This window comes from Pseudomonas sp. LTGT-11-2Z (genome assembly GCF_003691445.1).
GTDB classification, from domain to species: Bacteria; Pseudomonadota; Gammaproteobacteria; order Pseudomonadales; family Pseudomonadaceae; genus Aquipseudomonas; species Aquipseudomonas monteilii.
The window spans coordinates 4,649,024-4,663,647 of sequence record NZ_CP033104.1 but is presented as its reverse complement, the minus strand read 5'-3'; the positions used below and the strand labels follow the sequence as shown (position 1 = coordinate 4,663,647).

Sequence of the window (14,624 nt, the reverse complement as noted above, 5' to 3'; positions counted from 1 at the left end):
CCCCAATGGCGCTGAAAGCGCTCAAAAAAAGCTGTCGAAAGATGATCAATGATCCGCAGCGGCAGGCGTGCTGCCGCGCAGTCAGAGGTGCCAGCTGTTAATTTGGCTGCGCGGTCATCCTTATCGAATCAGCTCGATTTCACGGGTAATGATTGAATGCTTGGCGGTCTGTTTTTCAACACGCACACGCGCAGCAGCGGACATCTTGCTGAACAGTTCCGGTGACTCGATCACTCGCGCGATTCCGTCAGCCATTCCTTGGGCGTCATCGCCGGCAGCCAGAATCCCACACTCGTCATCGACAAACTCTGGGATCGCTGTAACAGCGTTTGTCACAGCGATCAGGCCGGAAGCCATCGCCTCGTCACGAGATACGCCTTGGGCGTCCATGCGTGTAGGGCAGAGGAACAGGCCGTACTGTTTGTGCAGTGCGGCAATTTCTTGATGCTTGAGGAAGCCGCGCTCAATTGTCACGTTGCTGTATTTGCGCAGCGGGGCGAGGGTTTCCTCGAACAGTACGCCATCACCGATCATGCGGAACTCAAGGTTCTTGAAGTACGGTTTCTCCGCCAGCAACTCAATCGCCCGAACACTCAGGTCGTTAGCGTATTTGGCCGATGCATAAGGGCGGATGGACAGTAGCTTCATGCGCTGTTCTTCCGGCTTTTGCTGGTACGAGAAGGTTTCCGTATCAATCGGGTTATGGATGATCTCGTAGCGGTCTTCCGGAATCCGGAAGCCCACGTCCTCCATCACTTCTTCGGCAAAGTACCGGGATACGAAGACGAGCTTCAGATTGGCTGGCATGTTGCTCAGCGTCTCGCGCCAGAACGCCATGCGTTTTTCGCTTTCGACTTTCGCCACCGCCAACTGGCTCTCATCCGAGTAGTTGTACTCGCGACGCCACCAAGGCTGTACTTCTGCACCGTGTACCCAAACCACTACTTTGACCATGTGCGTGAAGCGCTTGAGCACTTCCCACATTTCCGGGTCCAGGAAGTGCACCAGTACGCTCTTGTACTGACCACTCTCGAGCATCTTGTTCAGGGTGGACTGGCAACCGGTTACCACGTCTACGTTCTGGAACTCGTGATAGCTGACAGCCTCGTTCTTGCGCAGGCGGAAGATGTCCACATTCAGGTTTTGTTCCTTATAAGCCATCACTCGGCTGTGTACAAAGCCGTTGCGATACAGGTCAGCATAAGCCGGGTAGTGGTTGGTAACGACCAGGTGTTTCGAGCGGCCCAGCATCTCCGAAGGTTGCAGGTCGCGGTGGCCAAGCACCAGCGCCTTGATCTCGCTACTGCCAGCCGCGTAGGCCCGCAGACCAAAGCGCACGAAGGCGGCTTCTGGTGGTACTTCGGAGGTTTGGTTGCGGTTGGCATGCTGCATCACATGGCTGATCCGCTGCTTTTCAGCATCAAGGAACAGCACGACCAATTGCAGGTTCAGGCCGGGCGTGCAGTCGAGGTACAGCTTGAGCTGGCGGTCCTCGAGATTTAGTTGGTCCAGGCTGACCTCTTTGAGGGCATACACATATTCATGCTTACCGTCTGCCAGCGTGGAACTGACACGCCAGTTATCGACGTCGACCGACAGGTTCAGGAACTTGCTGTGCTTGGCACCGAACATCTCAGCCAGCTCGCGACCACTGATCTCCGGAGAGTCATGCTTGTCTTCCAAGGGAGCGATGGCCTGTGCGCGAGCCTGGAGCTGGTCAATGGTCATGCCAAGGTTCAGCTCCAGGTCGTCCACCTTGGCGCTGATAGCTTCGTGCTGTGCTGCCCCATTTTCGCAGTAGTTGAACGGGTCGATGGCCAAGCCTTGCTCGTGGGTGTATTGCAGCGATGGCAGGCTCTTCAACCAGCTGCGCAGCGGTTGGCCGGCAACGATCTCGGTGGCTACCAGCGAGCGGCGTGCGCTTAACGATTGAGCCGGGCGGTACGCCAATCCATTCGATTGCAATTGTGCATTTTGCCCATTGCAGGTGAAGTGGGCTGCTTTACCAATAACCTGCGCCTGGCTGTAGCGGGTAGCCAGCGCCAGGTCCAGCAGGTAATTAGGGCCGTAGTAGTCTCCTGGTACAAAGCCGGCAACCCAAGGTGTATTGCCGACCAGCTCGCCAAGGCTGGTTTTCTTCAACTGGGCAGGCTTGAGCACCAGAATGCGTGGGTCGTCACTCACGATGCTGCTCTGGTAAGCATCGGTGATGATGACCATGCGCACTTGGCTGTAGGTCTGACGGTTCAGGTGGGCACGCAGCATGTCGAACTGCTTACGATCTTGTGCTTCGCCAACGACCACGATTTCCGGCAGGCGCTGAGCCTTCACGGTGCCAGTGACTTTGCTGAGCACGTATTCCAGGCGCTGGGTGTAGGTGTGCTCTTGCATCACTTTACGCAGGGCGGCGAGCTTCAACTTGTCACTGTTGAGTGGGTCTTCGGCCAGCAGCTGCAGGCGGCGCAGCATTTCTTCGCCATTGTCGGTGGTGACGACCAGGTCACCGAACAACAGGCGTACACCTCGGGAGAAGTTGCTGACGGTGATGGTGTTGCAGCCCAGCAACTCGAACACTCGACGCGCGAACATCGATTGCGACTGCTTGATCGAGTTTAGGTTGATCGCGTAGCGATAGCCTTTGTAAGCCGTGTCGATTTTTTCGAAGGGCAGAGTGCCAACGATGTACGGCTGGTATTCCTCGGGGAACTGGTAGTTGGCGTCGTTCTTGCCGAAGTTGCGGTCGAAAATTTCCAGCGGACGGAACTTAGGCAGTTCGCATACGAAGTTGCCCAGGTCGCGGGTACGCTCAGGGTAGCGGGCGTAGTAGGCGCCGGCGAAGCAGAATGCGTCTTTGCGCTCGTACAGCTCGATCGGGTTGTGCAGCGCTGGCTGGCAAGCGAACGGCAGCAGGTAAACACGGTCGTGACCGAGCGCACCTTTATAGCGGTGAATGCAGTCGATGTCAGTGGTGAACACGTGGTCGAACTGCTTGGCGGTGGTCAGGAAGGTTTCGAAGTGAACCGGGTCTTCCTTGTTCCAGAATACGGTGGGTACCTTGTTCTGACGGCACCAGTTCAGGATGTCCTGCAGCTCTTGGCTGTTGTGGCCAACTTTGCTCCCCCACAGCTCATCCTTGCCACGCCAGGCAGACTCGATGAACAGCAGCTCAGGACGGAAACCTTCCAGCTCTGCTTTCCAGTTGGCAGGTGTGAGTTGCATCAGGTCACATTCGTAGCGGTAGGAGCCGAAGGTGAACTCATCCATTACACATGCCACTTTCAGGCGGCTTGCAGGTTGGTCGGCTTGGCGCAGCAGGATAGAGCGGCTCTGCTCGCTGGTCGGCAGGGCTTCAGGCAATTTCAGGTAGTTCTCATCCTGAATGACCGGCGCAGGAGGCAGCAGGGCCTTCATTGGTTCGTTGGCGATGCGCTTCTGTTCATTCTGCTGGCGTTGCTGGTTGGCCTTGCGGTACAGGCGCAGCAGGCGCACAGGCAGTCTGACCAGCCCGCCCAGCGAGTTGGCGCTGTTCTTGATCTGATAGCCCAACTGGTAGGTCATGCTGGTGCGGGTTTTGACCAGGCGTTGCTCTGCCAGATGGCGCTGCGTATTGGCTCGCTCCAGATTGGCATTGAGCTCGTCGATCTTGCGCTGCTGCGCGGCGCTACGCTCCAACAACTGATTGAGATTGGCTTTCAGTTGAGGGATCTGCTCTGTGCTGACTGTGCGGTACTTCAAGTTGGCCGCGCCCAGGCCTGCTTTCGAGGAGTTGAGCTCGTTCTCCAGTTGCATCCGCAGGCCTTGCCACTGCTCATTGGTGGCTGCCAGGCTCGCTTCAGCTGCCTGACGGCTGGCGGTTTCGAGCATCAATTGTTCGACCAGTGCGTCCTTGGCCTGATTCAGCGAGGCGATCGTTTCAGCTTGTTCAGCCTGCGCTTCTTGCGCCTGCTTATTGGCCAGGGTCAGTGCATGCACTTGCTCTTCAAAGCCATTGCGCAGTTCCACCAGTGTATTGATGGTGTTCGCCTGGGCGGCATGCTCGCGCTCGCCACGTGCTTGTATTTCGCTCATTTCCAGCAACTGACTTTCCAGTTCAGTCTGGCGGTTTTGCAGAGCAGTTACTGTTTCCGCCTGGGCTGCATAAGCCTGCTTCATCGCTTGGCGCTGATTACCCAGATCGGCTTCCAGTTCAGCTTGACGTGCTTTCAACAGGGCAATGGTTTCGGCCTGCGCAGCGTCGGCCCGCTGGGTTTGGGCCTGCAATTCGTTCATATACTCCAACTCGCTTTCAAGTTCGGCTTCCAGTTCCGCTTGGCGCTTGCGTAGCGTGGCGATGCATTCGTCTTTCTCGGCAATATCCTGGCTGCTCTCGGATTGCAGGATGCTCAATGCCTGTTTCTGATTCTCTAGCGCGGTCCCCATCGCCGTTTGGAGTTCGCGCAAGCTTGCAATGGTATTGATGTGATCCGTGTTGGCTTCGAGCGTCTTGTCTCTTGACTCGACAGCGGTGCCTAACAACGCATCCAGTTCTTCGACACGGGATTGCAGTGACGAAATGGTTTCCAGGCGGGCTGTATCGGCTAGCCCGGCTTGTTCGCGCAGTTCAGTCATTGCCTGTGCCTGGCCTTCCAGTTCAGCTTCCAAAGCTGCTTGGTGCGCGCGCAGGGCAGTGATTGTTTCTATATGGCCGGTGTTCGTCTGTTCAGCGTGAGTCTGCAGTTCAGCTCGACGTTCTAATTCGGCTTGCAGCTCTACTTGTTGTGCCTGCAGGGCTGCAATAGTGCTCTCATGTGCTGCATTCGACTCATCTGCTTTGGCCTGGGTACTGGCTAAAGCCTGCTGCTGGTTTTCGAGGGCAGCCTGCAGCGCGGCCTGCTGCGCGCGCAGAGCAGTGATGGTGTCTACATGGCCTGCATTGGTCTGTTCGGCCTGCGACTGCAGTTCATCTGCAGCTTGTCGCTGATTTTCCAGTTTGGCTTGCAAGGCAGCCTGCTGCGCTCGGAGCATCGTAATGGTTTCTATGTGACCATCGTTGAGCTGCTGAGCCTGGACAAGCTGTTCAGATAGCACTTCAAGCTGGCTTTCCAGCTCGTTACGCTGCTTTTGAAGGCTTGATACGGTTTCGTTCAGTGCCGCATTGTCAGCCTGGCCTTTGGCTTGAAGCTCGGTCACCTGCAGAAGCTGGCTTTCCAGTGCGTCGTGTTGAGCCTGCAATGCTTCAATCTTTGTCGACTCGTTGGCTGCCAGCGCTTCTGCGGCCGCCCGTTGCTGGTCTGTGGCCAACAATTGCTCTTCCAGAGAAAGCAGTGACTGCTGCAGCGAGTCCAGTTCTTGATCCCGTTGTCCCTGAGCTTCTTCAAGCACTGCGATCTGTTGTTGCAGCTGGGCATACTGTTCTGCAGTCGCGAGGCATTTTTCATTGGCCTCACCCAGTTGGGACTTGAGCGAATCCAGCTCTGCGTTCAGTTCCTGGATGCTACGGGCGCTGGCTTCGAGAGCTTCCTGGTTCGTTTGCTCTAGAGAGATGATATGCGCGTCGCGATCTTGAAGCTGGCGAGTCAGAGCCTCGACCTTCTGAGCTTCAGGCTTCAGCAGGGAGAGCTGTTCAGTGGCCAGACGATACTTTCTGTTGGCGTCGTCCAGGCGCTCCTTGATCTCCTCAAGTTCTTGCACCCGCTTTGCCTTGGCATCGAGAATTTCGCGGTTGGCCTGCTGCAACGTCGCAATATCCGTGTCACGCGTTTGCAGTTGCTTGGCGAGCGCTTCAGCTTTCTGCGCTTCAGGCCTCAGTTGAGCAATCTGCTCAGTGGCGCTGCGGTACTTCTTGTTTGCATCTGCCAGCCGGGCGCCTATCGACCCCAAATTCTCGCGCAAGGTGCGCTCAATAGACTCAAATGCCTTTTCGAGCTCGCGTACTCGATCAACAGTCAGCGAGTCGATGGTCCCCGGCTTATGCGCTTCGTTCTTGACGGCCACAATCCCCAGCCACTTGCCAAGCATCTTCACTTCGATGATCTGCAAATGCTCGGCCAGCAGCCGGAACGGTTCCATCAGGTAGAACGTGTGCTTGTGGTCAATGAAGTCATTGACCCCGAACGGTACGGTGATCACCAGCCGGCCACCCTGCTTGAGCAGGTCGTAGGCCTTTTCGACGAACAGCTCCGGGCGTACCAGGTGTTCGAGCACTTCGCTGATGACAACGGTGTCCGGTTCAACCTCGAGCGTATCCAGCGCGAGGAAGTCTGAATTGATATACGTGACGTTTTGCTGGATGTGGGCAGGCTCCGCAGACAGGTAACCCTTGGCCTCTTCGATGGCCTGCGGGCTGGTGTCCACACCGGTGACCTGGCAACCCTCACGTGCCAGCAGCAGGGGCACGATGCCCTGCGAGCAGCCCACATCCAGGATCCGGCGCCCTTTGACCTGGGCGCAGATCCAGTGGATGCGGGACTGCGTTTCGCGCATGAACTGATCCCCCAGCTTGCCGTAATAGGCTTCCATCACGCGATCATGAATATCGGCCAAAGGTGAAGGCAGCTCTGTGTTCACGGTAGGTTTCTCAAGCGTGGGGTTGTTCATGCGGTTGGGTCCATCAGGCCTGGGTAACGCCAGCGGCGTCGATCACAAAGGCCGCGTCGCGTACGTTGAAGGTGCTGCGGAATTCGCGGTGCTTCACCAGCAGCACGTGGATGTCGGCGCTGTCCTGGGCAAAGTCGAATTCCACGTGCTCGTGGCGCGCCAGGCGCTGCGGCAGGGCTTCGATGTTCGGCTCGACCAGTTGCAGGGTGGCTTCCAGCTCGTTACCCAGGCGCTCGGCGATGCTCAGGGCCGGGCTTTCGCGCAGGTCGTCGATGTCGGCTTTGAAGGCCAGGCCGTAGCAGGCGATTTTCACTTGCTGGGCCGACTTGCCCGGGTTTTTGATCAGGAAGTTGGCCAGGGCCATCTTGACCTTGTCGATCACCCACTCAGGTTTGCTGTCGTTGACCACTCGGGCAGTGCGGATCAAGCGAGCCTGCTCTGGGGTCTGGCTGACGATGAACCATGGGTCTACCGCGATGCAGTGGCCGCCAACACCCGGGCCAGGCTGCAGAATGTTGACGCGTGGGTGGTGGTTGGCCAGGCGAATCAGCTCCCACACGTCGATGTCCAACTTGTCGCAGATGATCGACAGCTCGTTGGCGAAGGCAATGTTTACGTCACGGAAGCTGTTTTCGGTCAGCTTGCACATTTCGGCAGTGCGGGCATTGGTGACGATGCACTCGCCTTCAACGAAGGTGCGGTACAGGCGTACGGCCGCTTCCGAGCACTTCTTGGTCATGCCGCCGATGATGCGGTCGTTTTCTACCAGCTCGCGCAGCACGTGGCCTGGCAGTACGCGCTCAGGGCAGTGGGCAATGCGGATGTCGGAGGCTTCGCCGTGGGTTTGCGGGAAGCTCAGGTCCGGGCGGGCTTGTGCCAGCCAGAAGGCCATCTGCTCGGTGGCGCCGACCGGGGAGGTGGACTCCAGGATGACCAGGTCGCCTTTTTTCAGCACGGGCGCGATGGCCTTGCTGGCGGACTCGATGTAGCTCAGGTCCGGCTGGTGGTCATCCATGAACGGGGTCGGCACGGCGATCAGGAAGGCGTCGGCAGCTTCTGGCACGGTGGAGGCGCGCAGGTAGCCTTCGGTTACGGCAGCGTGAACCACCATGTCCAGCTCAGGCTCGACGATGTGGATTTCGCCACGGTTGATAGTGTCGACCGCGTGCTGGTTCACATCGATACCGATCACGTGCTTTTTGCGGGCGGCGAAAACGGCGGCGGTTGGCAGGCCGATGTAGCCCAGGCCTACGACGGAAATCTTGTTGAAGCTCATGCTGCGTCCTTGGAGTTAGAGAATGCGGAAAGTGCGTCGAGGATTCGCGCGCACGCTTTTCCATCGCCGTAGGGGTTGTGGGCGAAGCTCATCTCGCGGTAGGTCGCATCGTCGGTGAGCAGTTTTGCCAGGTTCTCGGTGATCGATTCCACATCGGTACCCACCAGCTTGACGGTGCCGGCAGCCACGGCTTCCGGGCGCTCGGTGGTGTCACGCATGACCAGTACCGGCTTGCCCAGGGCAGGGGCTTCTTCCTGGATGCCGCCGGAGTCGGTGAGGATCAGGTACGAGCGGGTCATCAGGTACACGAACGGCAGGTAGTCCAGCGGTTCGATCAGGTGGATGTTGTTGACGTCGGCCAGCAGGCGGTTCACCGGTTCGCGCACGTTCGGGTTGAGATGCACCGGGTAGACGATATCCACGTCAGGGAATTGACGCGCGGTGTCTACCAGCGCCTGGCAGATACGCTCGAAGCCGCCACCAAAGTTTTCACGGCGGTGGCCAGTGACCAGCACCATGCGGCGTTCAGGGTTCAGGAAACTGAACTGGGCTTCGAACTGGTTTTTCAGGGCCGGGCTTTCCAGCTTGCGGACGACTTCCAGCAGCGCGTCGATCACCGTGTTGCCGGTGGTGTAGATGGTCGCGGCGTCAGTGCCTTCACGCAGCAGGTTGTCCTGCGAGGTGGAGGTTGGTGCGAAGTGCAGGGCGGCCAGGGCGCCGGTCAGGCGGCGGTTGCCTTCTTCCGGCCATGGCGAGTACAGGTTGCCGGTGCGCAGGCCTGCTTCCACGTGGGCGATCGGAATCTGCTGGTAGTAGGCGGCCAGGCTGGTGGCCAGCGTTGTAGCGGTGTCGCCGTGCACCAGCACCACGTCGGGCTTGAACTCGGTCAGCACAGGCTTCAGGCCCTGCAGAATGGCAATGGTCACGTCGGTCAGGTCCTGGCCTGGCTTCATGATGTTCAAGTCGTAGTCGGGCGTGATCTCGAACAGCTCCAGTACCTGGTCAAGCATCTGGCGGTGCTGGCCGGTTACGCAGACGCGCGACTCGAAACGGTCGTCCTGGGCAAGGTTGAGGGCCAGCGGTGCCATTTTGATGGCTTCTGGGCGGGTGCCAAATACGATGAGGGTCTTGAGGGACACGGCGACGGTCTTCTGTGTATTGAGTGAAGGCGGTTGGAACGACTGCTAAACGCGAGGATCCGGGTGTTGCTCAGGTCGGCCGAGGGGTGGGCCTAGCTGGCACGGCACGACAGAAATCGGGCAGGGCCAGTGGGGAGAGGTGAAAAAAAATTCATTCTGCTCGGATCCTTCAAGCGAAGCGGTTGTCCTATCGCCGCGAATTTATCATTTTGTCATCAATATGGCATCCCGTCTGGCACGTTTTTTTCCCCTGATCGAGCGAATTTTCCCATATAAATCTAAAAATTGGATCCGATTTTGGTTATATATATCGGATAAAACGATTGTTTGATGCTATACAGACATCATGCCAACGAAGTCGATATAACTATCGTATGCGACGAACGGGTGGGAGCCTTGTCCAGCAAGGCTTGTAGGAAAAACAACAACTTTTGGTCTGAATGAAAGCCAAGTTAAACGAGAATTTACCTAGCGGCGATTTGCCATCGCTTTTTTTTCATGAAGTTAACTCGAAGCATGGCTAAACGCCATCATTTTTGGGTGGTCTTAGTTGGTTTTTTTAATGTTTGATTCGGTAACGATTAACCAGGGCAAGTGCCTGTTTGCAAAATGGCAGAACCGCTAGGGTTGATTGCGCAGCCGAAGGAAAACGGCTGCTGGAAAATGACCAACCCAAGGAGTCTTTACTCATGCGTAATAACGTTCTGTCGTACCTGCTGCTGCCGCTGTTCGCCAGCCTGTCGTTCTCCCTTAGCGCGGCACCTGCCAGTGCCACGGCGGTGCCAGAGCCGGTGCCGGTTGTGGCCCAGATGCAGGCGCAAGAGGCGCCACGGCTGGACCTGAACAAGGCTGATGCACTGACCTTGCAGAAGGAGCTGAACGGCATCGGGAAGGCCAAGGCCGAGGCCATCGTGGCCTACCGTGAGGCCAACGGGCCGTTCGCTTCGGTGGATGAGCTGCTGGAGATAAAAGGGATCGGGAATGCGTTGCTGGAGCGCAATCGGGATAAGGTGATGGTGGAGTAAGGGGGCGGCAAGGGCTGCTTTGCAGCCCATCGAAGCTCAAGGCCGCTCCTGCAGTCACCGCGTTCATTGTTGAATGGGGGTGATTTATGTGGGGGCGGCTTTGTATGTTGAGGGGGTAAGGCTAATAGTAATAAAAATTCAATAAAACAATGGTTTAGCCATTGTTTTCGTAAGCGTCAAAAAACTGCCCGTCGTCATGGTTTTCAACCCGTTGCTTTATCCTTTTTATCGGTCGTGCGCATCCTTCGCATCCGCTTCGGCATTGCGCTCATGCACCTTGCGCAATTGTTCTTCGGTCAGGGGCAGTTTTTTTGCCGTGTCGCGCAGCATCATCAGCCCACCGACGATGGAGCCGAGGGCTATGATGAGGATCAGCCAGGCATACCAGGGCATTGTCGTTCTCCTTAAACGGGGGAGCATTGCTTGTACGAAATTTGAGCAGTAGCCCGTTCCATTGGTTCAATTATAGGAGCCAGCCGCCGCCGGGCCAATTCCGTGACCCGCGGGCCCCAAAGCCTGCGTCACTTCGTTTACAATGCGCGCCGTTTTCGACTTGCCAAGAGACCCTGCCCATGTCCGCCTGCCAGACGCCCCTGATCGTCGCCCTGGATTTCCCTACCCGTGAGGCCGCCCTGAAGCTGGCTGACCAGCTTGACCCTGCGCTGTGCCGGGTAAAGGTTGGCAAGGAGCTGTTCACCAGCAGCGCTTCGGGCATTGTCGAAACCCTGTGCGACAAGGGCTTCGAAGTGTTCCTGGACCTCAAGTTCCACGACATTCCCAACACCACCGCCATGGCGGTCAAGGCAGCCGCCGAGATGGGTGTATGGATGGTGAACGTGCATTGCTCCGGTGGCCTGCGCATGATGGCCGCCTGCCGTGAAGAACTGGCCAAGCGCAGCGGCCCACAGCCATTGCTGATTGGCGTGACCGTGCTGACCAGCATGGAGCGTGAAGACCTGGCCGGTATCGGCCTGGATATCGACCCGCAAGAGCAGGTGCTGCGCCTGGCGGCATTGGCGCAGAAGGCTGGCATGGACGGTTTGGTGTGCTCGGCGCTGGAGGCCCCGGCGCTGAAGGCTGCGCACCCGTCGTTGCAACTGGTGACCCCGGGTATTCGCCCAGCAGGCAGTGCGCAGGATGACCAGCGCCGTATCCTCACCCCGCGTCAGGCGCTGGATGCAGGGTCTGATTACCTGGTGATCGGCCGGCCGATCAGCCAAGCGGCAGACCCGGCGAAAGCGCTGGCTGCGGTGGTGGCGGAGATTCGTGGGTGAATAGCCTGCGTTAATGCAAAAGGCCAGCACGATCGTGCTGGCCTTTTGCATTTCTACCGACTCACAGTCCCGCAAGGAGCCCTGCGGGCTTGATGAGGGTTAAACCTTTAACACCAGCTTCCCGAAATTCTCCCCACTGAACAGCTTCAACAGTGTCTCGGGGAACGTCTCCAGCCCCTCCACCACATCCTCCTTGCTCTTCACCTGCCCACTGGCCAGCCACCCGGCAATCTCCAGCGCCGCCTTGCCGTAGTCCTTGCTGTAATCCATCACAACAAAGCCTTCCATGCGCGCACGGTTCACCAGCAGCGACAGGTAGTTGGCCGGGCCTTTGACGGCCTCTTTGTTGTTGTACTGGCTGATGGCGCCGCAAATCACGATACGGGCCTTGTAGTTGATGCGGGTCAGCACGGCATCGAGGATGTCGCCGCCCACGTTGTCGAAGTACACGTCCACACCTTTGGGGCATTCACGCTTCAGGCCGGCCAGCACGTCTTCGGCTTTGTAGTCGATCACCCCGTCGAAGCCCAGTTCGTCCTTCAGGTACTGGCATTTCTGGGCGCCGCCGGCAATACCGACCACACGGCAGCCTTTGACCTTGGCGATCTGCCCGACAATGCTGCCCACCGCACCGGCCGCGCCGGAAATGACCACGGTGTCGCCGGCCTTGGGCTGGCCGACGTCCAGCAGGGCGAAATAGGCAGTCATGCCGGTCATGCCCAGTGCCGACAGGTAGCGGGGCAGGGGCGCCAGGTTGGGGTCGATCTTGTGCAGGCCCTGGGGTTCGCCAGTGAAGTAGTCCTGCACGCCAAGGGCGCCGCTTACATGGTCGCCAGGCTTGAAGGCGGGGTGATTGGAGGCGACCACTTCACCCACGCCCAGTGCACGCATCACCTGGCCCAGGGCCACAGGCGGGATGTAAGACTTGCCTTCGTTCATCCAGCCGCGCATGGCCGGGTCCAGTGAGAGGTACAGGTTGCGCACCAGTACCTGGCCTTCGCCGGGTTGTTCGGTGGGTACGCTCTCGAAGGTGAAGTCATCGCGGCGCACGGCGCCGACCGGGCGTTTGGCGAGCAGAAAACGGCGGTTGGTCTGGGTCATGGCGGGTCCTTGTGGGCTGTGGAGGGAGTCAGGCGTTCAATCTACCTTGTTGATGTAGGTAGGTCCGTAACATCACTGACAAGCATGGTAGCCCAACCGTTGGTGTGATGATGCTGCCCGGCCCTGACGTGGCTGACTATGCTCTGCATCCCAGCCAACCCTCACAGGAGCACGCGATGAGCATGACCTTTTCTGGCCAGGTGGCCCTGGTTACCGGCGCCGCCGCCGGTATCGGCCGGGCAACTGCCCTGGCTTTCGCCCGCGAGGGCCTGAAAGTGGTGGTAGCCGACCTCGACCCGGTTGGCGGGGAAGCCACCGTGGCGCTGATCCACGCGGCGGGCGGCGACGGGCTGTTCATTGCCTGCGACGTTACCCGCGACGCCGAGGTGCGTCAGTTGCATGAGCGGCTGATTGCCGCTTACGGCCGGCTGGACTACGCCTACAACAATGCCGGCATCGAGATAGAGCAAAACCGCCTGGCCGAGGGTAGCGAGGCCGAGTTCGATGCCATCATGGGCGTGAACGTGAAGGGCGTGTGGTTGTGCATGAAATACCAGCTGCCCTTGTTGCTGGCCCAGGGCGGTGGGGTAATCGTCAATACCGCTTCGGTGGCGGGATTGGGGGCGGCGCCGAAGATGAGCATCTACAGTGCCAGCAAGCATGCGGTGATTGGCCTGACCAAGTCGGCGGCCATCGAGTACGCGAAGAAGGGCATCCGCGTGAACGCCGTTTGCCCGGCAGTGATCGACACCGACATGTTCCGCCGTGCCTACGAGGCTGACCCGCGCAAGGCCGAGTTCGCCGCCGCCATGCACCCGGTGGGACGGATCGGCAAGGTCGAGGAAATTGCCAGCGCCGTGTTGTACCTGTGCAGCGACGGCGCGGCGTTTACCACCGGGCATTGCCTGACAGTGGATGGTGGGGCGACGGCGATCTGAGCCGATCTGTGCCTGGCAGCGCCGTTGATTACCACGGCGAGGCCAGCAGCCTGGCTGCGTATCAATGTCGCTTACGGGCAGGATTCCCGCGTTCAGGCTTTCCTCTGGCATGCAGGGCGACCTCTGCCAAGCTGAAAACGACACGCTCATAGCTATTTGACACTATTCTGACGCCAGGCCCTTGTTCATCGGTTGGCAACGTTGCCACCCTTGGCCCTCGGGATAACCTTACACGCAGAAGGGGAGTCGGCGATGGGCGCGAGCAAGCACGGTGTGCTGGCCAACCTGGGCATGGCCCGCAAACTCGGCTTGGGCTTTGCCCTGGTGCTGGTACTTACCCTGGCAGTGGCGGCCATCGGCATTGCTGCCTTGCACAGCGTTGGCCAGCGCTTCGACAGTTTGCGCCAGTTGGCGCAGTTCAATACCGACCTGCTGCGCTTGCGCCAGCACGAGCAGGCGTTTGCCTTGCGCTCCGACATCCAGCAGGCCGAGGCTTTGCGCAACGGCCTCCAGGGCCTTGCCGAGCGCGCCCGTGGCTTGCCGTCGCTGGCGGCGGCGCAAAGCGACCTGACAGCCTACGGCCAGGCTTTCGAGGCCTTTGTGGAGGCCGTGCAGGCCAAGGAGCTGGCACTGGACATGGCCAGCTGGTCGGTGTCCAGCGTGGCCAATAACCTCGATGTGCTGCAGGCCGGCCTGGCCGATGACGGTGTCTACACCCTCAAACAGTCCCAGGGCCAGCAGGGCGGCGAGTTTCTGGAGCAGGCTGCGCAGGTGGCGCAGGTGTCACGGCTGATGTTGCAGGCCATGGACGAAGCGCGGGTACGCCTGGAAAAAAGCCGTAAGGGTGAAGATGGCGTAAGCCAGGAACGTATTGCCCAGACGGTGGAAGCCGCCAGCCTGGTAGGCCAGTTGCAGGGTACGGTCAGTGATGCCGGCTACCAGAGTGTATTGGGCGAGGTGGCAGGGCACATTGGCAGCTTCTCGGAAAAACTCAACGAATACACCGACCAGCTGGCCCGTGAGCAGGGGCTCAAAGCCCAGTTGCAAGCCAGCGCCGAGCAAGTCACCGGCCGGGTCGACCAGGCCTATCTGAGCCAGGAGCAGGTGCTGCAGGGCGAGCTGCAGCGCAATGCCATAGCTATTGGCCTGGCCACGGCATTGGCGCTGGTTGTCGGCTTGCTGGCAGCCTGGCTGATTACCCGTGCGGTCGTCGGCCCGCTAAAGCATGTGATCGCCCGCGCCCAGCGCATTGCCGCTGGCGAGTTGTCGTTCGACGTCCAGGTGCCACGTCGCGA

General features: G+C 59.0%; 8 protein-coding genes and 1 pseudogene. 4 read left to right on the top strand and 5 right to left on the bottom strand.

Annotated elements, in window-relative coordinates:
* Positions 1-120: 120 nt before the first annotated feature.
* From D8767_RS21945 to wecB, 3 genes are read right to left on the bottom strand one after another with little or no spacing between them, the layout of a single operon-like run.
* Complete coding sequence (locus tag D8767_RS21945; protein ID WP_016715050.1) at positions 121-6,576, bottom strand: glycosyltransferase; 6,456 nt, start codon at positions 6,574-6,576, stop codon at positions 121-123.
* A gap of 13 nt (positions 6,577-6,589) precedes the next feature.
* Entirely contained in the window at positions 6,590-7,852 is a 1,263-nt protein-coding gene (gene wecC / locus D8767_RS21940) for a UDP-N-acetyl-D-mannosamine dehydrogenase (protein WP_016715051.1), read from the bottom strand.
* Positions 7,849-8,991, bottom strand: coding sequence for a non-hydrolyzing UDP-N-acetylglucosamine 2-epimerase (gene wecB / locus D8767_RS21935; RefSeq protein ID WP_016715052.1), 1,143 nt, complete (start codon positions 8,989-8,991; stop codon positions 7,849-7,851). Before wecB ends, wecC begins: the two co-directional genes overlap by 4 nt.
* 689 nt (positions 8,992-9,680) lie before the next feature.
* On the opposite strand from wecB, the gene D8767_RS21930 reads away from it, so the two are divergent.
* Positions 9,681-10,016 (top strand): ComEA family DNA-binding protein, encoded by a 336-nt coding sequence (locus tag D8767_RS21930; RefSeq protein WP_016715053.1) that lies wholly within the window; start codon positions 9,681-9,683, stop codon positions 10,014-10,016.
* Positions 10,017-10,241: 225 nt separating this feature from the next.
* Here the strand turns inward: D8767_RS21930 and D8767_RS21925 are convergent, their stop codons facing one another.
* The gene (locus D8767_RS21925) at positions 10,242-10,409 is read right to left on the bottom strand and encodes a DUF2897 family protein (protein ID WP_016715054.1); all 168 of its coding nucleotides are present in this window, start codon (positions 10,407-10,409) and stop codon (positions 10,242-10,244) included.
* Between the two features lie 179 nt (positions 10,410-10,588).
* Here D8767_RS21925 and pyrF point away from each other — a divergent pair, with 179 nt between their 5' ends.
* Positions 10,589-11,290 carry an orotidine-5'-phosphate decarboxylase gene (gene pyrF / locus D8767_RS21920; protein WP_016715055.1) on the top strand — a complete coding sequence of 234 codons (702 nt, stop codon included), beginning with the start codon at positions 10,589-10,591 and terminating at the stop codon, positions 11,288-11,290.
* Positions 11,291-11,389: 99 nt separating this feature from the next.
* On the opposite strand, the gene D8767_RS21915 is transcribed toward pyrF, so the two are convergent.
* Positions 11,390-12,391 (bottom strand): NADP-dependent oxidoreductase, encoded by a 1,002-nt coding sequence (locus D8767_RS21915; protein WP_016715056.1) that lies wholly within the window; start codon positions 12,389-12,391, stop codon positions 11,390-11,392.
* 176 nt (positions 12,392-12,567) lie between these two features.
* Here D8767_RS21915 and D8767_RS21910 point away from each other — a divergent pair, with 176 nt between their 5' ends.
* Both D8767_RS21910 and D8767_RS29770 read left to right on the top strand, forming a co-directional pair.
* Positions 12,568-13,329, top strand: coding sequence for an SDR family oxidoreductase (locus D8767_RS21910; protein ID WP_016715057.1), 762 nt, complete (start codon positions 12,568-12,570; stop codon positions 13,327-13,329).
* Positions 13,330-13,581: 252 nt separating this feature from the next.
* A pseudogene (locus D8767_RS29770) lies at positions 13,582-14,613 on the top strand (methyl-accepting chemotaxis protein); the annotation flags it as partial.
* Between the last annotated feature and the right edge of the window lie 11 nt (positions 14,614-14,624).

Bases quoted from the DNA above. Each gene is read 5' to 3' on its own strand.
- D8767_RS21945 (WP_016715050.1), bottom strand. From the start codon at position 6,576: ATGAACAACCCCACGCTTGAGAAACCTACCGTGAACACAGAGCTGCCT.
- wecC (WP_016715051.1), bottom strand. From the start codon at position 7,852: ATGAGCTTCAACAAGATTTCCGTCGTAGGCCTGGGCTACATCGGCCTG.
- D8767_RS21930 (WP_016715053.1), top strand. From the start codon at position 9,681: ATGCGTAATAACGTTCTGTCGTACCTGCTGCTGCCGCTGTTCGCCAGC.
- D8767_RS21925 (WP_016715054.1), bottom strand. From the start codon at position 10,409: ATGCCCTGGTATGCCTGGCTGATCCTCATCATAGCCCTCGGCTCCATC.
- pyrF (WP_016715055.1), top strand. From the start codon at position 10,589: ATGTCCGCCTGCCAGACGCCCCTGATCGTCGCCCTGGATTTCCCTACC.
- D8767_RS21915 (WP_016715056.1), bottom strand. From the start codon at position 12,391: ATGACCCAGACCAACCGCCGTTTTCTGCTCGCCAAACGCCCGGTCGGC.
- D8767_RS21910 (WP_016715057.1), top strand. From the start codon at position 12,568: ATGAGCATGACCTTTTCTGGCCAGGTGGCCCTGGTTACCGGCGCCGCC.